Origin of the sequence: Lysinibacillus sp. RC79 (assembly GCF_041262405.1) — a bacterium.
In the GTDB taxonomy this organism is placed as follows: domain Bacteria; phylum Bacillota; class Bacilli; order Bacillales_A; family Planococcaceae; genus Lysinibacillus.
In genome coordinates this window covers 20,859-46,927 of the sequence record NZ_JBGCCD010000010.1, presented here as the reverse complement: position 1 = coordinate 46,927, position 26,069 = coordinate 20,859, and the positions used below count along the sequence as shown (strand labels likewise).

27 protein-coding genes are annotated in these 26,069 nt (G+C 37.0%); 14 read left to right on the top strand and 13 right to left on the bottom strand.

The genetic code is table 11. The features are described 5' to 3' along the window. Positions 1 to 105 precede the first annotated feature (105 nt). Positions 106 to 1,077 (bottom strand): DMT family transporter, encoded by a 972-nt coding sequence (locus ABH968_RS11920; protein ID WP_370044245.1) that lies wholly within the window; start codon positions 1,075 to 1,077, stop codon positions 106 to 108. An 84-nt stretch (positions 1,078 to 1,161) separates the two neighbouring features. Between ABH968_RS11920 and ABH968_RS11915 the strand changes: the two genes are divergently transcribed. Then, positions 1,162 to 1,734, top strand: coding sequence for a helix-turn-helix domain-containing protein (locus ABH968_RS11915; protein WP_370044244.1), 573 nt, complete (start codon positions 1,162 to 1,164; stop codon positions 1,732 to 1,734). Between the two features lie 181 nt (positions 1,735 to 1,915). On the opposite strand, the gene ABH968_RS11910 is transcribed toward ABH968_RS11915, so the two are convergent. From ABH968_RS11910 to ABH968_RS11885, 6 genes are all read right to left on the bottom strand, one after another. Then, positions 1,916 to 3,577 carry a methyl-accepting chemotaxis protein gene (locus ABH968_RS11910; protein WP_370044243.1) on the bottom strand — a complete coding sequence of 554 codons (1,662 nt, stop codon included), beginning with the start codon at positions 3,575 to 3,577 and terminating at the stop codon, positions 1,916 to 1,918. Beyond that, entirely contained in the window at positions 3,574 to 4,560 is a 987-nt protein-coding gene (locus ABH968_RS11905) for a BMP family lipoprotein (protein WP_370044242.1), read from the bottom strand. The genes ABH968_RS11910 and ABH968_RS11905 overlap by 4 nt, the downstream gene beginning before the upstream one ends. A 304-nt stretch (positions 4,561 to 4,864) precedes the next feature. After that, entirely contained in the window at positions 4,865 to 6,133 is a 1,269-nt protein-coding gene (locus ABH968_RS11900; protein WP_370044241.1) for a PTS ascorbate transporter subunit IIC, read from the bottom strand. Positions 6,134 to 6,182: 49 nt separating this feature from the next. Further along, complete coding sequence (locus ABH968_RS11895) at positions 6,183 to 6,446, bottom strand: PTS sugar transporter subunit IIB (protein ID WP_370044240.1); 264 nt, start codon at positions 6,444 to 6,446, stop codon at positions 6,183 to 6,185. Positions 6,447 to 6,451: 5 nt separating this feature from the next. Continuing rightward, a complete protein-coding gene (locus tag ABH968_RS11890; RefSeq protein WP_370044239.1) occupies positions 6,452 to 6,901 on the bottom strand; it encodes a PTS sugar transporter subunit IIA in 450 nt (149 codons plus the stop codon). 79 nt (positions 6,902 to 6,980) lie between these two features. Then, a complete protein-coding gene (locus ABH968_RS11885) occupies positions 6,981 to 7,877 on the bottom strand; it encodes a LysR family transcriptional regulator (protein ID WP_370044238.1) in 897 nt (298 codons plus the stop codon). A gap of 137 nt (positions 7,878 to 8,014) precedes the next feature. Here ABH968_RS11885 and ABH968_RS27845 point away from each other — a divergent pair, with 137 nt between their 5' ends. The 8 genes from ABH968_RS27845 to ABH968_RS11840 all read left to right on the top strand — a co-directional run bounded on the left by ABH968_RS27845 (position 8,015) and on the right by ABH968_RS11840 (position 16,644). Beyond that, positions 8,015 to 8,980 carry an ABC transporter ATP-binding protein gene (locus ABH968_RS27845; RefSeq protein ID WP_483308125.1) on the top strand — a complete coding sequence of 322 codons (966 nt, stop codon included), beginning with the start codon at positions 8,015 to 8,017 and terminating at the stop codon, positions 8,978 to 8,980. Next, the gene (locus ABH968_RS11870; RefSeq protein ID WP_370044237.1) at positions 8,977 to 10,002 is read left to right on the top strand and encodes an ABC transporter substrate-binding protein; all 1,026 of its coding nucleotides are present in this window, start codon (positions 8,977 to 8,979) and stop codon (positions 10,000 to 10,002) included. The genes ABH968_RS27845 and ABH968_RS11870 overlap by 4 nt, the downstream gene beginning before the upstream one ends. Positions 10,003 to 10,062: 60 nt before the next feature. After that, the gene (locus ABH968_RS11865) at positions 10,063 to 11,724 is read left to right on the top strand and encodes an ABC transporter permease (RefSeq protein WP_370044236.1); all 1,662 of its coding nucleotides are present in this window, start codon (positions 10,063 to 10,065) and stop codon (positions 11,722 to 11,724) included. Then, positions 11,717 to 12,811 carry an MBL fold metallo-hydrolase gene (locus ABH968_RS11860; protein ID WP_370044235.1) on the top strand — a complete coding sequence of 365 codons (1,095 nt, stop codon included), beginning with the start codon at positions 11,717 to 11,719 and terminating at the stop codon, positions 12,809 to 12,811. The genes ABH968_RS11865 and ABH968_RS11860 overlap by 8 nt, the downstream gene beginning before the upstream one ends. Further along, positions 12,808 to 13,605: a hypothetical protein gene (locus tag ABH968_RS11855; RefSeq protein ID WP_370044234.1), complete on the top strand. Its 798-nt coding sequence runs from the start codon at positions 12,808 to 12,810 to the stop codon at positions 13,603 to 13,605. Before ABH968_RS11860 ends, ABH968_RS11855 begins: the two co-directional genes overlap by 4 nt. Positions 13,606 to 13,834: 229 nt before the next feature. Further along, positions 13,835 to 15,202 carry a M48 family metallopeptidase gene (locus ABH968_RS11850; RefSeq protein ID WP_370044332.1) on the top strand — a complete coding sequence of 456 codons (1,368 nt, stop codon included), beginning with the start codon at positions 13,835 to 13,837 and terminating at the stop codon, positions 15,200 to 15,202. Between the two features lie 67 nt (positions 15,203 to 15,269). Continuing rightward, on the top strand, positions 15,270 to 16,085 hold the full coding sequence (locus tag ABH968_RS11845; protein ID WP_370044233.1) for a YitT family protein: 816 nt from the start codon (positions 15,270 to 15,272) through the stop codon (positions 16,083 to 16,085). Positions 16,086 to 16,269: 184 nt separating this feature from the next. Beyond that, the gene (locus tag ABH968_RS11840) at positions 16,270 to 16,644 is read left to right on the top strand and encodes an MmcQ/YjbR family DNA-binding protein (RefSeq protein ID WP_370044232.1); all 375 of its coding nucleotides are present in this window, start codon (positions 16,270 to 16,272) and stop codon (positions 16,642 to 16,644) included. 307 nt (positions 16,645 to 16,951) lie between these two features. Here ABH968_RS11840 and ABH968_RS11835 read toward each other — a convergent pair whose 3' ends face one another. The 6 genes from ABH968_RS11835 to ABH968_RS11810 form a co-directional block, all read right to left on the bottom strand. Further along, the gene (locus tag ABH968_RS11835; RefSeq protein WP_370044231.1) at positions 16,952 to 17,293 is read right to left on the bottom strand and encodes a GIY-YIG nuclease family protein; all 342 of its coding nucleotides are present in this window, start codon (positions 17,291 to 17,293) and stop codon (positions 16,952 to 16,954) included. Positions 17,294 to 17,309: 16 nt separating this feature from the next. Then, complete coding sequence (locus ABH968_RS11830) at positions 17,310 to 18,065, bottom strand: DUF2087 domain-containing protein (RefSeq protein WP_370044230.1); 756 nt, start codon at positions 18,063 to 18,065, stop codon at positions 17,310 to 17,312. 125 nt (positions 18,066 to 18,190) lie between these two features. After that, the gene (locus ABH968_RS11825; RefSeq protein ID WP_370044229.1) at positions 18,191 to 19,066 is read right to left on the bottom strand and encodes an ABC transporter permease; all 876 of its coding nucleotides are present in this window, start codon (positions 19,064 to 19,066) and stop codon (positions 18,191 to 18,193) included. Further along, the gene (locus ABH968_RS11820) at positions 19,066 to 19,986 is read right to left on the bottom strand and encodes an ABC transporter ATP-binding protein (protein ID WP_370044228.1); all 921 of its coding nucleotides are present in this window, start codon (positions 19,984 to 19,986) and stop codon (positions 19,066 to 19,068) included. The genes ABH968_RS11825 and ABH968_RS11820 overlap by 1 nt, the downstream gene beginning before the upstream one ends. 5 nt (positions 19,987 to 19,991) lie before the next feature. Continuing rightward, on the bottom strand, positions 19,992 to 20,396 hold the full coding sequence (locus ABH968_RS11815; protein WP_370044227.1) for a DUF3021 domain-containing protein: 405 nt from the start codon (positions 20,394 to 20,396) through the stop codon (positions 19,992 to 19,994). Position 20,397: 1 nt separating this feature from the next. Continuing rightward, positions 20,398 to 20,847: a LytTR family DNA-binding domain-containing protein gene (locus tag ABH968_RS11810; RefSeq protein ID WP_370044226.1), complete on the bottom strand. Its 450-nt coding sequence runs from the start codon at positions 20,845 to 20,847 to the stop codon at positions 20,398 to 20,400. Positions 20,848 to 21,071: 224 nt separating this feature from the next. Here ABH968_RS11810 and ABH968_RS11805 point away from each other — a divergent pair, with 224 nt between their 5' ends. From ABH968_RS11805 to ABH968_RS11785, 5 genes are all read left to right on the top strand, one after another. Then, on the top strand, positions 21,072 to 22,100 hold the full coding sequence (locus tag ABH968_RS11805) for an AbrB family transcriptional regulator (RefSeq protein ID WP_370044225.1): 1,029 nt from the start codon (positions 21,072 to 21,074) through the stop codon (positions 22,098 to 22,100). Between the two features lie 344 nt (positions 22,101 to 22,444). Next, complete coding sequence (locus tag ABH968_RS11800; RefSeq protein WP_370044224.1) at positions 22,445 to 22,930, top strand: YjdJ family protein; 486 nt, start codon at positions 22,445 to 22,447, stop codon at positions 22,928 to 22,930. Between the two features lie 247 nt (positions 22,931 to 23,177). Continuing rightward, positions 23,178 to 23,318: an RAxF-45 family protein gene (locus ABH968_RS11795; protein ID WP_370044223.1), complete on the top strand. Its 141-nt coding sequence runs from the start codon at positions 23,178 to 23,180 to the stop codon at positions 23,316 to 23,318. Positions 23,319 to 23,421: 103 nt separating this feature from the next. Next, a complete protein-coding gene (gene abc-f, locus ABH968_RS11790) occupies positions 23,422 to 25,221 on the top strand; it encodes a ribosomal protection-like ABC-F family protein (RefSeq protein WP_370044222.1) in 1,800 nt (599 codons plus the stop codon). Then, the gene (locus ABH968_RS11785; protein WP_370044221.1) at positions 25,214 to 26,005 is read left to right on the top strand and encodes a GNAT family N-acetyltransferase; all 792 of its coding nucleotides are present in this window, start codon (positions 25,214 to 25,216) and stop codon (positions 26,003 to 26,005) included. Before abc-f ends, ABH968_RS11785 begins: the two co-directional genes overlap by 8 nt. The last annotated feature ends 64 nt before the right edge of the window (positions 26,006 to 26,069 follow it).

Here is a 26,069-nt window from a genome sequence, read left to right as displayed (position 1 = left end):
GAATATTGAACGTTTCGGGATTTTGTTTTTCTTATCCTGAGTTTTTAAACACCTTAATTTACAACATTTTACACAATGTAAAATGCTACTTGGAGAAAGGAAAAACTATGCTGTTTTTGTTTTCTTTTGTTTAGATACAGGAACAGATCGATTTAAAATACTGTTGGCTATCATTCCGATCATAATAATGATCATACCGATTAAAGATAAACCAACTGGCCAAGAACCGTTTAAAAAAACGATTTCACCAAGAACAGTAAAAATCATTGTTCCTGCTTGTGTTGCCTCCACTGCTCCTAACAAAGAAAGGTTATTTTTCGCTAAGTCAGTAGCGAAGAAAAATGTCATTGTGGCGATAACACCCGAACATAATGCTAATAAGAAACCTTGCATCATTTGCCCAGATGTTGGAATGCCAGTTGTAGTCCAACCATAAATCGCTAATATAATACTGACAGGAAGGCTACCAATTGCCATGCCTAACACGCGTTGAAATGTATCTAAGCGTCCATCAACGACTTCCATCATTTTTCTATTACCGAAAGGATATAAAAATGCAGCGATAACTACAGGGAGGAAGCCAGATAAAAATTGAGAAACAGTAATGTCCCCAGCTTCTGTTAATTGCATACAAATGACACCTGTTAAAATAAATAAGGAAACGAGTAAGCTTCGCATGGGAATTTTACCGCGAACTCGTTTAACTCCTGACTTCGTCTCCAATGTAATAAAAAATAACGGAGATAATAACAAACCAGCTAAAATGGTTATTTGCCATGTACCTGCTACGAGCCATGCAGGACTAAATACAGCAGCATAGCTTAATAAGGAATAAAATCCAACCCCGGCTATTGTGCCATAACCAAGCCATGCCAAAGGATGTTTACACATTTCTACCCATAGTGGACGAAGGTTTTTGCGAAATAGGACGATAAAGAATAAAATGGGTAAAGCGAATAAAAATCGGAAGGAAGCAGTCCAAGCCCAGCTTGTTCCTGATACGTTCATAACTCGATTTATAATAAATGTAGCTGAAAAAAACGCAGATGATAAAATACCTAATAAGATAGCACGCATTTCGTTCGCTCCTTTCTAAATATATATTATAATATAATTATTTAGATAAAAAGTAAATTATAATATACCGAAGGTGGGGTTCATATGAAAGAACAAGAGGATATGCAAACAAAGGAAGTTATTTTGCAAGTTGGTCAACTGTTACGACAAATACGAAATGAACAGAAATTAAGTTTAGAAGAGTTAGCGAAAAAAACGGGTGTTAGTAAATTAACGCTAGGGAAAATTGAGAGAGGAGAAACGAATCCTACATTAGGCGTCATTTGGAAGATTACGAAAGGACTAGCTATTCCGTTGTCTCGGCTTATGGTTATAGAAGATATAGTAAATGTTGCACGCTGCGGAGAAGGATTTACTATAGAAGAAAATCACATGTGGCGATTAGAGACGATATTTCGTTACAAAAAAGAAACAGGATTGGAAATGCATCGTGCTTGTTTACAACCGAATAGCATATATGAGGCAGAACCTCATCATGAAGGAGCTATCGAATTTGTAACAGTAATGAAAGGGGAAATTTCGATTCAAGTTGGACAAGAAATGTATGAATTAAACGAATTTGATTCTATTCAATTTGAAGCAAATCGAAAGCATAGCTATGAAAACACCGGAAATGAAGTTGCAGTTCTCCATTTAACAATGAAATATTTATCTTGAAATAAGTAATCATTCTAGTATTTACATCTTCGTTTATTTATATATTCGTCCCTGCAATTTCTACGCGGAGGGCTTGTTACCACAATATTTCATTAAGGAAAATCCCGAATAATGTCCGTTATTCGGGATTTTGTTTTTTCTTACCATGTATTATTAATTTATCCTTAAGCTGTATTTATCATTATAAAGTGAATTTTTTTAGCTCTACAGACAATGTATTTGTCATTTCTTGAAGTTCGGATACCTTTTCACTAATTTTTTGGAATGATCCTAACTGCTCTTGGGTAGAAGCGGATATTTCTTCTGTACCTGCTGCGGTTTCTTCCGTAATAGCTGAAATGTTTTCAATAGCACTGTTCATTTGCTGGCTCATTTCGCTTGTTTGCTCCATATCCTTCGTAAGGTGCTGTAACTGATCATTAATGTCTAATACATGAGTTGCAATAGCCTCAAATGACTTTTCTGTATCGGTCATCGATTGTAATTGTTCTTTTGACAGCTGATGTCCATGCTCTGCCGTAGAAAGAATGAGCGTAATACCATCTTGTATATGTGTCACCATCGAAGAGATGAAAGTAGTCGCTTTTTCTGTTTCATGAGATAGTTTTTTGACTTCCTTTGCTACAATTGCGAATCCTTTTCCGGCTTCTCCAGCACGTGCCGCTTCGATTGCAGCATTTAATGCTAAAAGATTTGTTTGATCAGCAATCGCGTGAACTGCATTAGCCGCTCCTTCAATTTCTGTTGTGAATTGAGCGAATTGAGTAACAGCCTCTTTGATGTTAATCGAAGTGGATGAAATATCCTTCGCGATAGAGGATTGCTTCTCTAGTGAGCTACGACCATTTTGAACAGCAGTAAGTGCTTTGTTACCGTTCACTGCTGATTGTTCACTTGTCTCCTGAACAGTAGTAAATTGATCCGCCATCGTATTCATCAGGATAGCCGCTGATTGGATATCTTCTGAAATAGTTAGGCTTCCCTTTGCCAATTCATCCGTTGATGTAGCAATTTGTTTACTGCCTTCGTTAACGGTTTCAATATAGCTTGTGACATCTTTTGTAAATAGACCAACATTTTTGCCTACATGATCAATTGATTGTACGGTGCTTTTTAACCCAACAATCATTTTGGAAAAGTTCTCAGTTAGTTGATCAACTTCATTTCGACTGCCTTTCTTATAGGGGAGGGAAGAGGTGTCAATTGTCAAATTCCCAGCAGCCACCAATTGTGCACAATCCACGATTCGGTTAATCGGTTTAGTAATTCTTTTCGTTGCGACATATGAAAAAATGATAGTAGCAATAATTAGAAGGATACTTCCTATTATTGTTGTTGTGGTAATAAAAGAAATTTTTTGCGTTGCCAAATCATTTGTTTCTTTATACCATTCATTTGTTTCTTTTTTTAGTAAATACATATCGTTCAATATACCGGATATTCTGATTGCTTGTTTTTTTATCTCAGGACGATTGTGAGCAAGAAATCCTGCTTCAGCAGCTTTTGCTAATTCGTCGTATTTACCTTCGATTTTTTTGATGATTGCCTTATGCTCAGATATTTTTGCAATAGTTGAGAGTTTTTCTAAATTTACTTTCGTTTCTTTTAAAGTTGAAAGAGCTTCATTTTTATTTGCCTCACTATCTAAAAAAGTGTAGTTATTTAATGATTGGCTCGCTACAACTAAACTTTGTTCAAGTTCTTTCACTGCCAGTAATAGTTCTGTATCATCTTGTGCAGTTGTTTGTATATCGAATGTTTGAACGATAATAAAACCAATCATAGCCATTGCGAGTCCAATTGGAATAAGTATGTTCATAAATAATTTTTTTCGTAGTGTCACTGGCTGTTCCCCTTTTCTGCAGTAACTTTTATTTTACCCGAGACAATATCTTCTTTTGCTTTTTCAATAGCAGCCTGTTGTTCAGGTGTAAGTTTAATAACACGTATATCCGCAAGGCCCACTCCATTATCAGCTAAACCGAATGAAAACGATTTTTCGGAAATTTTCCCGTCCTCATCTATTGTTTTAGCAATTTTAAAAACAGCTTGGTCGACATTTTTTAACATCGATGTTACGACAGTTTTTTCTGCAATGTAAAATTGATCAATATCAACTCCGGCCGCATATATGCCCATTTCTTCTGCTTTCTTTATGGCACCAAAGCCTGTGAATCCCGCTGCATGATAAATAAAATCTACGCCGTTCTTTATGTAACGTTCTGCGATTGCCGCACCTGCCTCAGTATCATCAAATGAGCCAGCATATTCACTAACAATTTCGATATTTGGATTATAGTATTTAGCTCCCTCAATAAAGCCGTTCTCAAAATGGTGGATAACCGGAACATTTGCGCCACCAATAAATCCTATTTTTCCAGTTTTACTCGTCATTGCTGCAACCATTCCAAGTAAAAAGCTACCTTCCTGCTCTTTAAAGGTTATTGAAGTGATATTTGCAACATCTGATTGCCCGTCAATCAGGACGAATTGTTGATCAGGATATTTCTTCGCAGTCTTTTCCAATGCCTCCTGTACAGAGAAGCCAAGACCAATAATGACGTTATACTTTTCTGCGACAAGTTCCTCTAACTTCTGTTCATAATTGCCATCAGGCGCCTCTTTATAATCAAATAGAATACCTAGCTCATCTCGTGCTTTCTCAAGCCCTTTAAAAGCTGAGTCATTAAACGATTCATCACCAAGCCCTGCATCTGAGAGCAGGATTCCTATTTTATAGTCATTTTTCGCTTTTTCTGGCGAAGCTGTTGAACAGCCCGTTATTAACAAAGCTATTAAACAAAAGCCTACCATTAATTTTTTCAATATGAGAACCTCCAATAGTATGTATAATTTATATCGGTAAAAAGTCGTTCTAAGTCAGATGTCAGACGATGATTTTTTGTTTTACCATTAAATATTATCAGATTTTTTACAATTTACTACAGGAAAATGGGTTTAAATCATTCCCGATATTTTTTAATCACTGAGTATTTAGTTTGTTATGCAGTGGATTTTCTCTATGTTGATAGTGAAAAAGGAGGGGGGATATAAAACATAAGTACTAATGGCATGTCAAAAAAGCCTCGCAAACACCCAAAGAGTTTGCGAGGCCCCTATCCGATAATCTTTAAACTGCACCAAATAATTTTAATACATTAATAATAACGATCCCTACAATGCCGAAGTCTGAATCACCAAATGTAGTTCCTTCATAGCCGATATCTCCCATAAAGATAAGTAGAATCGCGGGGATAAAGCTAATAATTAATCCGTTAGCAAATGCTCCTACCATAGCACCGCGTCTACCACCAGTTGCATTACCGAATACTCCTGCAGCCGCACCCGTGAAGAAATGTGGCACAAGCCCAGGTACAATCACTTTTAGCCCTATGAGGGGGAGTATAAACATGGACACTAAGCCTGCTACAAAGCTAAATAGGAAGCCAATAATAACTGCATTTGGTGCGAACGGAAAAATTGTAGGGCAGTCTAATGCAGGCTTTGTGTTTGGCACAAGTTTATCTGCAATCCCTTTAAAGGCAGGAATGATCTCGGCAATTAGCATTCGCACTCCAGCCAAAATGATATAGACACCAGCGGCAAAGGTAATAGCTTGAATAATGGCAAAGACGATAAAATTCGAACCGCCAGATAACTGTGACTCAATATAGGATGGACCTGCGAATAGGGCAACGATAATAAAAAATAGACTCATCGTTAAGGACACAGCTACAGATGTATCTCTTAAAAAACCTAGAGATTTTGGAACTTTTATGTCTTCCGTTGATTTGGCTTTGTTTCCAAAGAGCTTTCCAATTTTAGCAGATACATAATAACCTATGCTGCCAAAATGACCGACAGCAAAATCATCACTACCTGTTATTTGACGAACAGTTGGTTGTAAAATGGCAGGGAATACGACCATACAAAGACCAAGTATTATAGAGCCAACGATTATAAGAGGTGTGCCACTCATACCGCCGACTGAGAGTGATGCAGCGATTAAACACGCCATAAATAATGTATGATGACCAGTTAAAAATATATATTTTAAGGGCGTAAATCGCGCGAATAAAATGTTCATAATCATACCGAAAACCATAATCATGGCAGTAGCTGTTCCGAAACTAGTTTGAGCGGCTGCTACAATCGCTTCATTATTTGGGATAACCCCTTGGACATTAAATGCATGATCAAACATTTTACTAAAGTGATTTAAAGAACCAATTAAAACGGTTGCACCTGCGCCAAGTATAACAAAGCCCATAACCGTTTTTAACGTACCAGAAAGAACTGTTGAAGCTGACTTCTTTTGTATTAATAAACCGACAAAAGCGAATAGGCCGACTAATATAGCTGGTGTTCCTAAAATGTCATTCATAATAACATCTAACATATTAACACCTCATCCTATCCAATTTTTAATTAAGTTCAAATTCAAGCCTTTAAAACAGCGGATTAAGCTTTAATTTAATTTCTGAAATACTCATCATATTAACAATACTAACGATATGACCTCTCTCTTTGGGCAATTGATTGACAATATCTTCTGCGCCAATATAAATATCCGCTTTCTCTGCCTTGGCAGATGCTAAATCTGTATGAGTTACTTCTGCAACTTTCCTAAGTTCAGTTAACGCTTTTTTTACATTCAATTCCATAATAAAGCTACTGCCTAAGCCATTCCCGCACACTACTAAAATTTTCATCATGATTACTCCTTTGCCACAATTTGTTGAATTTCTTTAATAATATCGTCTTTATGCTGGCAGGCGATGATGCTGTCTATTTGATTTGGTTCCTGCAAAATCTTTGTTAAGTCAACTAATGCCTGTAGATGCGACGCACTATCGGTTGCAGCTAAGACAATAATTAAGAAAACAGGCTTTTCTGGTCCAAACAAAACTGGTTTTTGTAAGCTTAATAGGCTCATGGCTAGCTCGTTTACTCCTTCTGTGTGCCGTGCATGTGGAATCGCTACTTTTGGTGTTAGGACTACATAAGGTCCGTGTTTCTCAATGGAATGAATCATTGACTCAATATAGCGTTCTTCGATTTTATTGTGCTTTAATAGTGGACTTGCAGCTAAATGAATAGCTTCTTGCCACGTATTTACAAAATTTGCGAGTTGTATAGTATCTTTTGTCAGTAACTCAGTTAGCAAATACAGCCCTCCTTTCATTGGGATAAACATTCCCCATTCCATGTTATTATTGTTGATTATGGAATTATGTCATAAGAGGCTATTTTTTTAATTGTTTGGCTAAATCATAAATTGCAGTTTTTACAAACGCATCCATCTTGCTATCTAGACGAGATTTAGGATAAATAAGTTGAATCTTTCTATTAAGTGTCACATCGTGTAAGTCTCTTTTGATCAAAAGTCCTGATTTTAACTCATCTTCTATCAGGGCAACTGACAAAAATGCAATTGTTTTTCCGAAAGTAAGCATTTTCTTAATAGTGCTGACAGAATCTAGCTCAATCGTATAAATGGATGGGTGAAATGGGTCCATCCATTTTTCTATAAAATGATTCGTTGAACTTGAGGATGTATGCAATAATACTTTGTTTTTTAGGACATCTGCTTTTGTGATGTCCTTTTTTGCTGCAAGCTCATGGGTAGGACTCAATGCTAATACAAGGGAATCTTCGCCGATTGTTTCGTATATAAGAGACGAATTTTCTTGTTTTGTTTCCATAATTAGCCCGTAATCTAATTCTTGAAGAGCTACCTTTTGTTCAATTTCAGGCGCTGTTTTTACTTCTAGCGATATTCGAATGTCTGGGTAGGCTGTTGAAACCAGATGAATAATATCTGGCATAAAAATATGTGCAGGTAGCCCGCTTGCGCCAAGACGAATGGAGCCAATATTACCCGCCAAAAGATTTTCGACAAAGCGATTCATGTCTTTTTGTAGCTGTACAATTTGGCGAGCATAATGATAGAGCCCTTCTCCCGCTTCTGTTAAACGGTATCCACCTGCATTTGTCCGAAACAAATGGATGCCATATTCCTCTTCAATGGAGCGAATATGAAAGGATACTGTCGGCGCTGTAAGACCTAGCTCTTTGGCAACAGGAGCTAATTTTTTAAATTCTACGAGTAGGCAAAATGCCTGTAACTTCATGTTATTCATTTTATCCTCCTAAAGTAAATTAGAAAAAATCTTAGTTTTGCTTTAGTTTATTAGATTTTTTTTAACGAGATATTAATAGTAGATTAATATTTTCTAAATATCTGGAATTTATAGTTGTAATTAACGAGGAGGATATGATGAAAATCTCATTAACGAATATCGAGAAAAAATATGGACAGTCTCATGCGTTATGGCCCATCAATGTGGAGCTGGATAGCAAGTTCATTACCATCTTAGGACAATCAGGCTGTGGTAAAACAACGTTATTGAAAGTATTGGCAGGTCTTGAACAACCGACAAATGGAGAAATCCGTTTTGATGACACAATTATTTATTCATCCAAACTCCATAAAAATGTAAAACCAAATAAGCGAAATATGGCAATGGTTTTTCAAGATTTTGCATTATGGCCTCATATGACTATTTTCCAAAACATTGCTTTTGGCCTAAAGGGTATTGTTTCAAAGTCAGACATTCCGGCTCGAGTGGAGCATGTTATGCGATTGGTGAAAATGGAGGGTTTTGAAAAACGAAAGCCAGGGGAGTTATCGGGAGGACAGCAGCAACGAGTAGCACTTGCGAGGGCACTAGCGACAAATCCACAGCTTATTTTGTTTGATGAACCATTATCAGCGCTCGACGCAGTACTAAGAGAAAAAATGCAAGATGAAATCATGCATATTATTTACGAGTTAGATTGTCAGGCAATTTTTGTCACACATGATCAAACAGAGGCAATGGCAATGTCAGATCAAATTATCGTGATGGAGGCAGGAAGAATTGCACAAGTAGGAACGCCAGAAGAAATTTATCACGCTCCAGCAACACCGTATGTAGCAGATTTTATCGGCAAAGTGAACTGGTTTGATAAAGGTAATTATATTGTGCGACCTGAAGGAGTTTCCAGACTACGACGCCCAGGTACAATTGCAAAACAAGCGATGATTGTAAAAAGTACCTTTGTTGGTGATCGTTATTTAGTGCAAGCACAGGTAGAAGGTAAGCACTGGAGCTTTTACGAAGCAGAACCGATAGAACATGGCAAACAGCTTGAAGTTTTTATTGATGAAAAACAAATATATCAATTGGAGGGTTACCATTGAAAAAACGAGGGTTAAAACTAATTGCTACAGCTGGGATTCTTTTAACATTAGCATTAGCGGGCTGTGGAAATAAAGAGGTAGAGAAGAATGATAAAGCAAATTCAACCGCAAAAGAAGAACAAACTTTAACGGTATACTCTGCTGGTCCAGATGGTTTAGCAGCGAAAATTCAACAAGCATTTGAAGAGAAAACAGGCATAAAAATAGAGATGTTCCAAGGAACAACAGGCAAAATATTATCGCGTTTAGAAGCGGAAAAAAATAACCCTATAGCTGACGTTGTCGTACTAGCCTCTGTCGCTTCAATGGATGGCTTAAAGGAAACAGATCAACTTCAAAGCTATATAGACGCTGATAATGCCAAGAAAATCAATAGCGATTGGTCAGATGCAGAAGGTTATTACTATGGTTACAGTGCCTCAGCATTAGGAATTGCTTATAATACCAAAAATACGCAACAGGTTCCGGCAGAATGGACAGATTTAGCAAAAGCTGAATGGCAAAATAAAATTAATATACCAGACCCTAGCTTGTCAGGCTCTGCTGTAGACTTCCTATTCGGATATTCAGAAGCTGGAAAAACAGCTTGGACTACGATGGAGAAGTGGAAGGAAAATGGTTTACAGGTGAATGGTGCCAATAAGGAAGCGTTAGATGCTGTTATTACTGGTGACAAAAATGCCACAATTTCAGGGGTAGATTACATGGCCTATAAAGCAAAAGCTGATGGTGAGCCAGTAGAAATTATTTATCCAAAAAGCGGGACAGTTGTCAGTCCGCGAGCTGTTGGTATTTTGAAGGATGCAAAAAACGTAGAAAGTGCAAAAGCGTACGTTGATTTTTTACTGTCAGATGAAGGGCAAAAGCTTGTAGCAAATGCCTACTTACTACCAGGCAACAAAGATATACCTGTTAAGGATCGTGCAGCCTTAGATGAAATTCCTCAGCTAAACGTGAATTGGAAAGGTGCAGAAGCGAAGCAACTTGAAGTATTAACTAAATTCAATGATATTTTTCGTTAAGTAGTTAGGGGAGGTTTTTTAGCCTCCTTGAAGTTTTTCTAGGAAAGGATTGAATCATCAATGATTATGGAAGGCAGACGAACTTTTGGATTTTTACTGACACTTGTCGTCACGTTTGCTATCGCACCGTTAATTGCCATTGCATTTTATACGTTTATGAAAGATGGGCAATTAGATGTTTCGCAGATTAACAGAATGTTTGCCAATGACAGAATGTGGCAAACGCTTGGAAACTCTGTATTATTAGGGGTTTTAGTTGTTTTAGGGACTACGATTGTAGCATTCCCAATGGCGTTAATAAGAACGAAAACAAGCTTATATAAATACGATTGGCTAGATATTATTTTAACCATTCCATTTATGACACCTCCGTATATTGGCTCCATGGGATGGATATTGTTCATGCAAAATAATGGCTTTCTCCAACAGCTATTTCCAAATGCTGCTTGGATGACTGAATCGTTCTTCACCTTATTTGGAATGGTCATGATTATGAGCCTGCATCTTTTTCCTTTTTTATATTTAATGCTGAAAAATACGCTATTAAGAATCAATGGCTCCTTTCTAGATGCTGCATTAATTTTTGGACGAAGCTCTTGGAGAAATTGGATGAAAATAGTTTTGCCTTTAGTAGTTTCTAGCTATGTTCTAGGGAGCTTGCTAATTTTCATCAAAACGCTAGCTGAATTTGGAACACCTGCTACGTTTGGTAGTCGAATTGGCTTTCAAGTATTTACAACGGAGATTCACTCTTACCTTTCAAGATGGCCAGTAGATATTAGTATGGCGACATCACTGTCATTATTTTTACTATCAGTTTGTCTCGTTATCTGGTATTTTCAAAATCTTATTGGACGGAAATATACATATAGTGTGCTATCTGGAAAAACACCAGCTATTCGCGAGATTGAAGATAAATGGTATGTCAAGTTCGGTTCATGGCTCTTTGTGGGAAGCATCATTTTGCTATCAATCGGTATTCCTTACTTCTCAATTATTGTGACATCTTTGCAGAAAGTAAGGGGAGATGGTTTGCAGGCAGGGAATTTTAGCTTTGCTTCCTACCAGGAAGTATTTACAAGTGGAAGTGCTGGATTGTCAGCATTTTTAAATAGTGTTGTTTTCTCCGTAATCACAGCTGTCGTTACAGCAATTATTGGCTTGTTCATTGCCTTATACATTAAAAAGGGAGAAACGAAAAAGCAGCAAATATTAGATTTCTTTAGTTTAATGCCTAATATTATTCCTGGAATTGTCTTTGTAGTTGGTTTAATTATGTTTTGGAATGCACCGTGGCTACCAGCGACTATCTATAACACAAAGGCAATGGTTGTAGTCACGTATTGTGTACTTTTTTTACCATATTCCGTGCAATATATAAAGTCATCTTTATCACAATTAGATTCTTCGATATTCCAATCAGCTGCTATTTTTGGGCGAAGTAGCTTGGCTGTTTATCGACATATCATTATTCCATTATTAATGCAGGGAATTCTTGCTGGAATGATGATGACGTTTATTATCTCCATGCGTGAGCTTGTCGCTGGATTACTCATTTTGCCTCCTTCAGTAGAGACAGGCGCAACATTTATTTACAGTCAATTTGAACAAGGAAATGTTGGTGTAGGAATGGCTGTAGCGGTGATTACAGTCGTCATGACCGTTATTTTTATGTTTCAATTAGATTGGCTACAAAAACGGGGAGGACATGCGGATGCTTAATGTAGAAATTTTAGGTGGGGTCGGTGAGTATGGGCGTAACTGCTTTTTCATTGAAAATAATGGACATGCTATTTTACTCGATTGCGGAGTGATGAACAATCGACAAAAGACACCTCCAAAATTAACACAAGCTCACGTGACAAAGCTTGATGCAGTGTTTATTTCCCATTCACATACAGATCATGTAGGTGCGATTCCTTTACTTGAGCGATGGGGATATAGAGGGCCGATAATTATGAGTAAAATGACTGCGCAGCAACTAAAACAGTCTTTTCAACATACAGGAATCTTTCAACCAGAATCAATCGGAGAGTGGATAGTTGTTAGTAAATGCCTTGCCTTTCAATGGGGCTACAGTGGGCATCTAATAGGAAGCGTTTGGTATAAGATTCGTTTTTTTGAGGAGGTGATATTTTACTCTGGCGATTATGTTGTGGATTCCTATTTGTTAAAAGCAACACTACCGATAGAGGACGGGACTGTTTATGATCTTGCCATTATGGATAGCGGCCATGTTGAGAAGCGCATCAATAATATAGAAGTATTGCAGCAAATGACGGAATATATCAATGCAAATCCAGGCTGCCCAATCATTTTCCCATCTTCTTTCTCAGGAAAAACAGCAGATATTGCTACTTATCTTTTTCAGCATACGACAAGAGCGATACGTGTAGATCATGCTTTATTGTCGTTATTTGATAATTATTATGAGGCACCTGAAAATTTATTGCCTACCAAAACAATTTTGCAAGAGTTTAAACTAGAATGTTTGACAAAGAAAACAGAAAGTGAAAACTTCATTTATTTTGTACCTGAGCGTAATGAAGCGAAATTAATGGAACTACTACACAAAAAACCAACAGCTATGGTTATCTTTACGGGATATTGGAATAAAGGCAAATATAGAATTCAATTTTCCGAAAATCAACATAAGGAATTTTTTTATAAAACGCATCCAGATTATGATGATATCATTGCACTTTCTAAGAAAATACATGCACATAAGACAATCTATTTTCACAGTTCATTAACGAATAGAGAAACGACTATCTTGCAATTACTACAAAATGAGGAGGAAATAACATGAAGAAATGGGTACTGAATTTTTGTTTAATCGGTATTGTACTTGTTAGCATCATTGGATTTGATTCTACACAAGCTAAAGCAGCAATCGAGCCAGGGAATGAAATTAAATTCAATATTAAATCTGAGCTTTTCACTGAATCGGATATTTTTAATGTTTTCCAAGCTACAAAAAAAGATGAAGTAAAGATTTATTTCTTTGATACTCCGAATAGAGCTTTTCTAAATGAGGGTTATATCCACCGTTTACGTGTATATAAAGGAAGCAATAACATCGATATCACGTATAAAAAGAGATTTTTACATACACCTCTGGATGAAGCAATTGCTATTACAGAAAGTCATGGCTTCACTGGAGCAGAGTCTAACTATAAATTTGAAACGGATATTAAAGGTGGCAATCGTTCGTTCACAATAAGTCGTAAGGAGTCATTAAAGAATACATCTAAAGTTTCCTATGATGCAGTGGATACAAATGTGGCAAAAAAATTAATATTAGAAAATGTTCCGAAGAAAATTTTAAATTGGGATTCTGAAGCATGGTATCAAAACACATTATCCCAAGCTGTCGTATATGGTCCTGCAAAGGCAACAACATATAAAGGAAGCTTTGAGGGCTATGCGGCGGATATTGAAATTTGGCAATATCAAGGGGAGATTATGGTAGAGCTATCAACGAAAGAGGATGATGCATTAAAGGCTGCTATTATAGAAAAAGAATGGCATGATCGATTAGAATTAGCTGGTTATTTAAGTGAAGATCAACGTGGCAAAACGGCATTTGTAATGGATAAGTAATAAAAAATATTCTTTGAAATTCGCGTCACTTCTAGGAATAGCGAACAAGCCGTTGTGCTTTAGCATCTACATGGCTTGTTACGCGTTTGGAGAAGTAGAGCGAATTTTTCTTTTTGGTGTGAAGTAGAATAGAAGGTAAATAAAAACAAGAAAAATTTGTTCTAACTTTTTCAATTTAGCTTACACTTACTATAGGACGAACTTAGTGTTGAACAAGGGAGGAAATGACATAGCGAAAAAAATGGGAATTGTCGCGCTACTTTTATTCGGTGTTTATGTGCTGTGTATGTATTGGTATATATTCCACAGCGGTGGTGGTACAATACCACGAGCGATGCAGGGGACAGCTGCAGATCCAGTGATGTTTATGTCTGAAAAAGAATTATACTTAAGCGGTGAATATTCTAAAATACGGAACTTCCTATTCTTTGTTGCTACACCTTTGGAATGGTTAATCTATTTCATGATATTAATTATGGGCGTATCACGTTATTTCGAAAAGGTAGCAACATCACAAACAAAATGGAAGCTGTTACAAAATGCAAGTTACTTATTTTTATTATCACTTTTACTATATGTTGTACTATTCCCACTCGATTATTATCGTTACAATTTAAGCAAAACCTATGGAATTAGTACACAAGGGTTTTCGTCATGGATGCGAGATGGCATTATAGATTTTTGGGTCAACTTTGGCATGAGTTTAATTATCGTATCAGTCCTTTATTGGCTCATCAAAAAAAGTGCCAAAAGATGGTGGTTATATGCATGGTTTCTAACGATTCCATTTACAATATTTGTGATGTTCATTCAACCTGTAGTTATTGATCCTTTATATAATGATTTTTATCCGCTAAAAAATAAAGAGCTCGAGACGAAAATCTTGTCAATTGCAACACAGGCAAATATACCAGCAGAACATGTATATGAAGTTAATATGGCAGAAAAAACAAATGCCTTAAACGCCTATGTAACGGGTATTGGCAGTAATTCGAGAATTGTGCTATGGGATACAACCTTAAATCGTTTAACAGATAATGAAATATTATTTATCATGGCACATGAAATGGGACATTACGTTGAGAAGCATATTTATTTTGGCATTGCAGGGTATCTTCTATTGACATTGCTAGGATTATGGCTGACAGCGAAATGTTTGAGGTGGTTCATTAGACGTTACGGACAGGTATTAAAAATTAAAAAAATCGGTGATATAGGCTCTTATCCATTGTTTTTACTCCTAACATCTGTTTTATTATTTGCTTCGAGCCCTCTGTCAAATTATATTTCGAGGTATCAGGAAAATAGAGCTGATCAATATGCGATTTCACTAACAGGTGATCGAGAGTCTGCAGTTACTGCATTCCAAAAGCTAACGATATCTGGTTTAAGTGAGGTAAATCCACAGTTACTCGTAAAGTGGTTCCGTTATACACATCCACCAATGCTCGAACGTATTTATAAGGTAGCGGAGAAAGTTGAAGAGAATAAAGAGGAGCCATTAAAAGAAGTGCCGTTAAAAGAGGAGCAGAAAAAAAGAACATCAGAAGAAATGAATGTCGCTAAAAGCAGTAGAGCAATACTCCAGGTTTTTTGAACGAATAAGTTGGGTATTCTAAGGGAAAGAAGTACAAAACTCGTTCGTTAATGATAGGGGAAATGTTATGAGTAATATTGTCGTTATTACACTTTCATCGATATTAGTCGCCTTTGCCTACAATTTTTTGTTAATTCCACATGAGATTTTAAGTGGGGGATTAAGCGGGATTGCCATCATGCTTGGTATTATTACACCCTTGAATACGGGAGTTTTAAATTTACTATTGAATTTGCCGTTGCTTATTATAGGGGTTATGAAATTAGGGAAGCGTTTCATTAGCTATACCATTCTTTCAGTAGTTGTCTTGTCGGTAAGCTTGTATATTATTCCGATTTATAAAGCTACACAAGAGCCAATTCTTGCCTCGTTATTTGGTGGTGTTATTGTGGGCGTAGGGATGGGCATGATTTTTCGTGCGGCAGGTTCCTCTGGAGGTTTTGATATTATAGCGATGCTGTTAAGCCGCAAACGAGATTTTCCACTTGGTACATTAATCTCTGCGATGAATGGTATCGTTGTTGCTATCTCCGGATTCGTGTTTAGTTGGGATGCGGCATTACTGACGCTCGTATCGATTTATGCCACAGGGAAGGTTGTCGACACTATTCATACGAGTCATATTAAATTGACACTGATGATTATTACGAGCAAGGGCGAGGAAGTAAAACAGCAGCTTCTGGAAAAGCTTCATAGAGGTGTAACTATTATGGATGCGAAGGGTGCTTATTCAGGAGAAGGGCGAAAAGTTTTAATTACCGTCATTACGCGCTATCAGCTTGCTGAAGTTAAAGGTACGATCAAGGAAACAGATGCCAAAGCCTTTGTCAATATATTGCAAACTACCGAGGTCATCGGCATGTTTGATAGAGGCATAAAATAAAGGATGTCCTGTAATAACGCATTTCGTGTGGCTAACGCTGCACTTTCGCACAAAATAACCATATTTCAAAGCGGCTCATCGGGTAATCTAAAATAAATAATTATTTCCACAACACACGTTGTTGATTATAATGAATATAATAGAACGTGTGTTTTTATATTTTTAGACGAAATGGGGTTAAATAATGAACAAAGAAACAATTCATACATATTGCCTAAAGCTTCGTGGGACAACGTATGATTACAAAGAAGAATGGCAAGCGGATCGCTATCATATTGGTGGTAAAATGTATGGGATGATGGGCGGGGATGTTACTGGAAGACCAGTACTTACTTTAAAATGCGAGCCTAATCGAGCTGAAGAGTTGAGAGAAGCCTATGAAGGTATTATTCCGGGCTATTATATGAATAAAACACATTGGAATTCAATCTATATGGATGTAGATGACGTGCCTATTGATTTAGTTGAAAATTTAATCAAACATTCCTATGAGCTAGTTTTCGAAAAGCTAACAAGAAAAGTTCAGCAGGAAATTAATTTAATGGAAGAAATGAAGTGAGAGAACAAGTAGGATGAATACTAGTGCGTCAATGTAAAGCCTCGCGTAAAGAAGTGGGAGTAGATTCGGGGAAGAAATACTCGGGTCAGCGAAAGAACTGATCAGGTGCAAGAGAAAAGTGCTCGGGTCAGCCAGAGAACTGATCGGCTTCAAGAGAAAAATGCTCCGGTCCAACTGGTATTTGTACCTACGAAAATGAATACCCGAAAGCAGTGAATCCCCACGCAAAATAATGTAAATCAAAAAAGAATCTGCAAATTTCCCTAGCTTAATCGCGGAGAAAACAGATTCTTTTTTCATGCTATACCTAATTATATCCACGTTCACCAAATGGCTGAAGCTTGTCGAGCCATTTTTGTTCTAGCTTTTCTAGCTCTTTTTTGGCATCAAAATAGCCCTCTTCTTTTTTCTTCAAATATTCCACAACTTCAATATCGAAGGCATCCTTGCCGAATGTGTTGTAATCGGCTTGTAGCTTTTTATTGGTATGTGTATTTGTTTTTAATGAAAATTGAAAGCCGTTTAAGCGTTTTAAATTATTGAAGCTACCAACAAACGCTTTACCATTTTGTTTATTGGTCATAGTAAAAACACCAGCTTCGATTTTTATTTCTTTATACATTTCCTTTAATTCTTTTTTATGGTCCATTGGAAACCCTGCTTTCTTATTTTTTTATCCAGTAAGCACTGCAATCCTCTTGTCGATCCATGAAGCCGTATTCGATTAAATAGCGACGTATTTGTACATAGTCCTCATATATCGGTTGAATCACTTCGTTTAATTCTTTTTCTGAATACTGTTTTGTTTCATCGAAAAGTTTTGTGATTGCACGGAGTATCACAATTTTATGCTTTTCACGTTTTGGGAAGCGGACAAGCGCTTTGCCAATACCGTTTGGAAAGTACTTTTCAAGTAATTGCTGTTCTTCAGAAATCGTAATATTATAGCGATCGTCGACCATCGTAGCCGTTTTGTGAATAGGTACAAAGCTGTCTTCCTTTTGATTCTGTTCTTTTAATAGCTCCATCATCGCAAGAAATGCTTTCGCTTGACGTTCCTTTTCTTTAAGGGTAAAGCGATGATGACGTATCGTTGTTGCACTACCAATTTCCAGTTCCTCTTTAATCTCTTGATCGGTTTTTCCCTCATAAAATAAGCGTAAAATATGACTTTGATGATCAGTTAGTCCTGTCATTTTTTTATTTAGGCCATTTAAATAATGAAATACAGATTGATGTGCAGCAGTAATATGATGGTGCATAAATTTTTCTGCCTCGTAGAGAACGCCTTCATGTGGATAAATAATACCCTTTTCAATCTTTTCCCCGCAAAGCAAACAAGTGAAATGCGTTGCTTCATCGGTGTAGCCTTTTTTTATGTCATGAATCGAAGCTTGCCAAAATAATTCATTTACATCCATTGGAAGTCCTCCTATAAAACGCAAACGATTATTAATTTCGTTTGCTTATATATTATTAAAATAACAAATTGTTTAAATAAAATCAATAAAAAACACATCATTTTATAAACGATGTGCGAAAGTGTTTATTTATTTTTCTTTTTAAAAATAATGATAGATAAGATTGCTAGCACAATAATTGTGACGATAATAATGACAATGCTAGTTGAGGTACTTAGTATATTTCCATGAAGGTCATAGACAATACCATACATTTTTTTATATTCTTCCACCTGTGAAGCAGGCGCACCTTCGAAAACCTTGGAAATTGAGCTCTCCATAAAGGTATTGCGTAATAGTAACGTTGTATGACTGATAGGGAAATACATAATAAGATTTTGAGCAAAGCTTGGAAGTACACCAACAGGTACATAAACACCACATAAGAAACCGAGTGCTGTACCGAAGATTGTACTGAGCGTTGAAAATGAATGTTGGCTGTTAGCAAGTAACACAAGGAAGAGATTAAAAACACTGGCAAGTAACACTGATAAAAATAGTAAGCCTACCACTTTTAAGAAATCCCCAAAGCTTTGTAGCTCACCGCCAGTTGATACGATAAAAATTTCACAGCCAATAAGGGCGATAAAGGAAAAGATACAGCCAATGAAAAAGGCATTTAATACATAGCTAAATTGAATGGTTGCTCGCGAGATAGGCGCTGTGAGAAAATCAGCTTGCGCTTTTGTTTCAAGATCCCTTACAGCGATGCCATACGCGGCAAGTGTAGTAGAAACAGCGATCATAGAGAGTAAACCAGCGACAATCCATTCATTGACCATCGTTACCAATTCTGGAGTAGCCTTTGTCACTTCTTCAATGGCATTTACTTGCGTTTTTTGAAGAAATACTGCGTAAAGGACAATGACAATAATGACAGAAAGCAGCGAGTAGAAGACTTGTGTTTTATCACGTCTGAAAACCTTGTTATTTCGTTTTACTAAGCTAAATAATGCTTCCATTAAGCTGCACCTCCCTCGGCCATAATATGAAGAAAGACATCATCCATCGTACCTTTGATTACTTCAAACGAAGCAATAAGCGGCTCCGCTTTTTTTAATAGCGTTAATGCATGAAGTGTCGAGTCGACTCGGATGGAGAAAATACCTAGCTTTTCTGTATAGGAGATGGCATTTTCCTCGAGCCACTGCATCCCTTCAGTACTATTATGAAAAACAAGTGCCATTGAATCATAGGCGTATTTTGTTTTAAGTGCATCTGGTGTGCCTTCAGCAACAATTTCTCCTTCTTTTAAGACGATGACTTGATGAGCAACTGCCGCTTCCTCCATATAATGCGTTGTTAAAAAAACAGTCATGTTTGTTTCGAGCTGAAGCTGTTTAATGGCTTGCCAAACGAATTGCCGCGTTTGTGGATCAAGCCCAGTTGTCGGTTCATCTAAAAACAATATTTTCGGTCGATGGATAAGGGCTCGAGCGATATCAGCACGCCTTTTTTGACCACCTGATAAAGTACCATATTTGCGTTTTTCTATATCTTCTAAATGTAAATATGTTGAAACGAATTGATAATTTTCGGCCAATTGTTTTTTCGATAAGCCATATGTTTTACCACGGTGAATTATATTTTCCCGCACCGTTAATCGTTCATCTAATAAACTTTGCTGGAATACGACACCAATGGATTTTCGAATTTCCGCATTGTCGTTGCTTGCATCAAGTGTATAGTCATTAACTTTAACAGTACCGCTTGATTTTTTTAATAATGTACAGAGTATTTCAATGGTCGTTGATTTCCCGGCACCATTCGCACCTAAAAAGGCGAAGAGGGAGCCTTGTTCAACCGAAAATGAAATACCCTTTACGGCTTGTTGATTGCCATATTGCTTACATAGATTTTTAACTTGTATAGCAAAGGTCATATTGTTTATTCCTTTCTTTTTCGAATTTCTTGATTGATTTTTTCAATATCATTTTTTTGAAGTACATAAAGGATGCACCAAACGATTAAGTAAATAATAGCTTCACTTATAAGAACATACTTAATGCCGGAATGTTCAAACCAACGCCCGAAATAGCCTGCAATCATGACACACAGCGTAACGGCAATTAAATGTAGAATAAGCTGAGTAATAAAAGGTAAACGCTCTATATCAAAGATGATGGACAACAGACCTATTACAGCTCCAAGTATGGCGGCGATGATAATTTGCTCAAGTAATTCAGACCCTGACACCACAGCGTTATTAGATATGACACTGAATGTTACTAAGACGTAGGAAGAGCAAAGTGATATGAGTAGTCCAATAATCATCATGCGAATAATTTTCATATTATGAGTCCCTCCCAATACCTAGGTGGTGTTTTAGTTCTTTTAAATATTTCCGGCTAACATGGACGGACACATCGTTTTCTAAAATCAGTTCTGTTGTACCGATTGTACCCATTTGAATAGAGGTAATTTTGTTAATGTTGACGAGTGTCGATTTACTGACTCGGGCAAAGTCTTTCGCTAATTGTGCTTCTAGCTCATATAATTTACGCTTTGTTTCGAATTCCTGTTCCTCCGTCTGCAAAAATACTTTTGCACCCTCTGCGTAAATGGAGTAAATATCTGAAATTTTTAGCATATGAATTTCCTGCTGAAAATAGCCATCTAATATTGTTGTTTGTGAAGCTTGTAGCTGCTTCATGAGTCGTTCAATTTGCTCGGTGTATTCCTTTGCATGTATATGAATCTCAGTTTCTTCTAATGCACTGTTGATCGTTAAGTGAATTTTCATTGGAGGCCTCCTTTACATATCTCCACTATGGAGAAACACTGAATCAGGTAATAATAATGTAGCATAGAAAATTTTGGATTGGAGAAAATCTTGGATAAGAGGTTAAATTTTATAAATAACAGGTTCAATTTTAACGATATATAACATTGCAAAAAAGTGATGAAGTAGAAAAATAGGCAGGTTCACGGCATAATAGAATCATACAGTCACGAGGGGTTGCTTCTATGTTTATTTTTGATAAGCACATGTTTATTACGTTATGTATTGGTTTAACAGGTGCGATTTTATTTAATGTATTACATATTCCAATGCCGTGGTTACTTGGAGCTATAGCGGGGGTGCTAATAGTTCAATTGTCGACAAAGGTACAATTGAAATGGCATAAATATTTTCGTAATTTTGGTTTAATTGTTGCGGGGTATTCCATTGGTTTTGCGTTTACACCAGAAGCGGTGCAGGATATTAAACAATTTATAGGAAGCATGATTGTTTTAAACGTATTATTTATTGTATTGTTTTTTGGTATTAGTTATATAGTAGCAAAACGTGCGAATTTAGATTTTGCGACCGCGTTGACATGCTGTGTACCTGGTGGAATGTCACAGGTTGTTGCCTTTGCCGAGGAGCAGGGGGATATGGATATGGTCGTCATTACGTTCTTCCAAATATTACGGGTTCTTTTAATCGTCGGCTTTGTGCCATTAATGGTATCAAGTTCTGGGGGAACGGGTGTAGTTGTCAACGGAGCGTATACATGGAGCCTAATAGCTTTACTTGCTGTGTGTGGAGTAGCAGGTTGGCTGGCGCAAAAGGTGAAAATTCCGACAGGCTATATGCTTGGTCCAGTGTTTTTATTAATGGGCATTAATATAGCAGGGATTGACGTACCGAAATTGCCATTGTCACTACTTCATATTGCGCAACTAATGCTTGGCATTTACATCGGACTTTTATTGAAAAAAGACGATCTACATTTATCGAAGAAGCATGTATTTTACGCTTTTGTTTCGGCAGGGATCTTTGTTGGCGCTGCTTATGGCTTAACATTTGTCATGGAGAGTTTTTACAGCCTTGATTTTCAAACTGGCTTTCTAAGCATCGTACCAGGCGGGCTTGATCAAATGGGGATTATCGCCGCTTCCGTGCATGCAAAGGTCACAATCGTCACCGCATTTCAGCTATTCCGCGTACTGGTCGTATCCGTTTTCCTCGTACCGTTTGTTAAAATGTTTGTGAAAAAAGTGAAAACATAGAGTACGGGTGGATATCACCAGTTTATTGTATGGAAAATATATAAAATAAAGATGATAAACACTGTCATGTATATAAGTTAATTGGAGTGGAGGCTGGTCGACTCCTTGGGGATCAGCAATAGAGGAACGAAGGCTAAAAACATCACGTCCTGTGATAACGCCTTCGTGACCAACATCGTGTTGGCCCAAGCGGCTCATCGGACGCCCCCAGGAAAGCGCCCAGCCGGAACGGAAATCAACCACACGTTATGGTATCGAGCCTAATATTGTAAAGTTTTGTTGATTTTGGAAACTAAAAGCTTATTCTAACGTCTTTAACTTCAAAGGGTGAAGGGGGAAGTACATTGTTTAAATATGTGATACAACTAATTCTTGGTTTCTTGACTTTATTGATGTCAACAGCTATTTCTTGGTATGAGGGAAGTGGTATCATAGATAATACGCTGGAATGGAAGTATTCAACCCCATTCTCTCAGTTATTTAATATGGAGATAAACAATGGACAGGATATTAGCCAGCTTGATTACTTTGTCTATGCGGCTAAATTCCAACCATTTTTCCCGACCATTATGACAGTAAGTGTTCTTTATATTTGTACTGTACTTATTTTTTTCATTTATCAACTAAATCGTCAGTTAGCCATTATTTTATCAGGGATTATAAGTTGTGTATTTATTGTTATTAGCGGTATGTTTTTTAATTCATCAACTGTTGGAGGAAACGTATTCTTTTGGATTATAGCTGTCGGTGCATTAATTTTTATAAGTATGGCGATAAGTTTATGGTACAAGAAAAAAATACAATGTTTAAATTACAGCCATAATAGTTGATTAGTAACATAAAAGTGCGAGCTCTAGTACATAAGTATTTGTACAAGAGTTCGCATTTTTTTAATAAACATCTTGATTGGGGAATGAGTGATGAATTTTGGGAAACATTGGGACTTGATTAGAACGGAAATCAACCTTCGTTATGGTGCGGGGCTGAAAAAATGTGAAAGATTGTAATTTCCCCTTTTCAAAAATTACTGAATTATGGTAATATGAATTTAACTATATTGAACGGAGGTGAAAAGGAATGAATAAAAACGCTACGAGAACATGTGTAAAAGTGGATACAGCTATGTATTTTGCACGTGTTATTACTTTCGATTTTGCGAACAACGGGATAGGTCTGTCTATTTTTAAGCAAAATCAAATATCAAACGTAGCGAATTAACCATTCTTTTTCACAAACTAATGAGGAAAAGACTGCTTGTTAATCGAGCAGTCTTTTTTGTGTCTATAGATGTTTTTCGCACGTTTCATTGGAGGAAAAAACGATGCAAATTAAGGCTGAACAAATACAAAAAATTATGGGTGGAAATGTTTTATTTGAAGGGCTTCAATTAGAAGTAAATACAGGTGAGCATGTTGCTATAGTTGGTGTGAATGGCAGTGGGAAAACGACTTTATTACAGTTACTAGCTGGTTTGGATACACCAGATAAGGGACGAATCATAAAAAGTAAGGAAGCGACGATTGGTTATTTACATCAAATTCCGCAATATCCTATGTTCTCAGTGAAGGAAGTGCTGGAGGAAGCATTTGCGGAAATTTATGCATTAAAGGCAAAAATGACAAAGCTTGAGCAGGAAATGCAGTTAGCTGTAACAGAAAAGGTACTCCAGCAATATGGTCATGTGCAAGAACAGTTTATGCTGCAGGGTGGTTATGAAATTGATGCGCAATTAGCGATGATTGCAAATGGTCTAGGTATAACACCCTTGCTTGAGCAGCATTTTAGTAGTTTAAGTGGTGGGGAGAAAACGAAGGTGATGCTTGGGCAAATTCTTTTAAGTAATCCTTCTATTTTGCTATTAGATGAACCGACGAACCATTTAGATATGCAAGCAATTGAATGGCTAGAAAATTATGTCCGAAACTTTGTAGGAATAGTTATTGTAGTATCACATGATCGCCAATTTATGAATCAGATGGCTCACAAAATAATTGAGATTGAGGATGGAGAGGCGTTTACGTATCTCGGCAATTACGATGCATTTGTAGCACAAAAGGAAGCTAAGGTTGAACAGCAGTTTGCTCAATACGAAGAACAGCAAAAGAAAATTAAAAAAATGCAGGAAACAATAAAGCGCTTAAAGCAATGGGCAAATGAAGCGAATCCGCCAAATGATGGCCTGCACCGACGCGCCAAAAGTATGGAAAAAGCACTAGCCCGTATAGAGCGTGTGAAGAAGCCTGCAACGAAAAAGAAAATGAATTTAGCGTTAACGATGGCTGAGCGTAGTGGGAAAGAGGTTGTACAAATGAAGGGCATTAGCCATGCATTTGAAAAACCATTGTTTAAGGAAAGTGATTTAGCGGTTTACTTCGAAGAACGACTAGCGATTGTTGGTGGCAATGGCAGTGGAAAATCAACGTTATTAAAAATAATGTTAGGTGAAATTGAACCTAATGAAGGTGTATGTCATGTCGGCAGCAATGTTCAAATTGGCTACCTTTCGCAGCAATTTGAACATAAAAATCCGGCCATTCGCTTAATAGATGCCTTCCGTGAAAGTGTCTCTGTGTCAGAGGCTGAAGCGCGTCATATTCTTGCTCAGTTTTTATTTTATGGCTATGACGTCTTTAAAAAAGTGAAGGATTTAAGTGGCGGGGAAAAAATGCGCTTACGTCTAGCACAGTTAATGCATGAGGATATTAATTTACTGATGCTGGATGAGCCGACCAACCATTTAGACATTGAAGCGAGAGAGGTATTGGAGGATACACTGGAAACCTTTGAAGGGACTATTATTGGCGTTTCGCATGACCGTTACTTTCTACAAAAGATTTTTACAAAAGTTGCATGGATTGAGCATGAAACGATTCAAGTGTTTGAAGGTGATTATGAGTGGGCAAGACAAAAACGCTTAGAAGTAGCCAAAGAACCAGTTATAAAAGTAGTACCTGAAAAATCCTATGCTGCTAAAAAAGAGATACCAATTGAAGAACAAATTGAAAAGCTCGAAATGAAATTAAAAGATCCTGCACTTGCCAAAGAGCAACGTCAAAAGCTTGAACAGCAGCTAGAGGATTTATATGAAAAATGGATTGAGGGAGGAACAGAGCATGCATAAAATAGAGCACATCATGCAGTTAGATATTGATTATATTAAAAGTTTTAGTGAGATGGAGACATGTCACGAAGGAGTATTATTTTATAATAAGGAAATGCCAACATATTATGACGCTAATCATGCACACATTTGGAAGAAGATTACCGAGCCAGAAATGTTTTTAAAGAAAATCAAGAGTTTCTATCAGTCAAAATCTCTCGTCCCAAGATTGTATTTATACAACGTGGAGGAAAATCAGTCTTGTATAGAAGCATTAGAGAATCATGGCTTTCAATATGAAAATTTTACTGATGATGTACAGTGTTGGAATGGTGAATACTCGCAATTATCACATAATCCAGCAATACAAATTGAACGTGTAACAGATGTCAATATGGAGGAAGCATTAGCCGTAGAAATGAGTATTACTACATTTGGGGAGCCTGCATTAATCAAAAAAGCCTTTGAGGAAACATATCATTCTCCGCATTTTACGTATTATTTATTAAGATTGGACGGCAAAGCTTGCTGTACTGCCAATATTTTTGTCTCAGGAAATCAAGGGAGAGTCGAGAGTGTAGCAACACTTGAAAGCCATCGAGGTCGAGGATTGATTGGATATATTCTGCAGCATATTCAGCAAGAGTCGCTAAAGCAGGGGTTAGAATATCTCTGGATTTTGCCTATCAATGAACAGGTTGCCAAGGTCTATGACAAGGCAAATTTCAAATCAGTAGGTACAATAAAATCAATTCATGCCTTTACTGAGGGAAAAAGCATTAAGCAAATACGACAAGATTCTTAATTACAATGAAAGATAAAAAATTTCGCCATACTCCTGTAGGACAGCAATCCAAGGTGGATTCTCC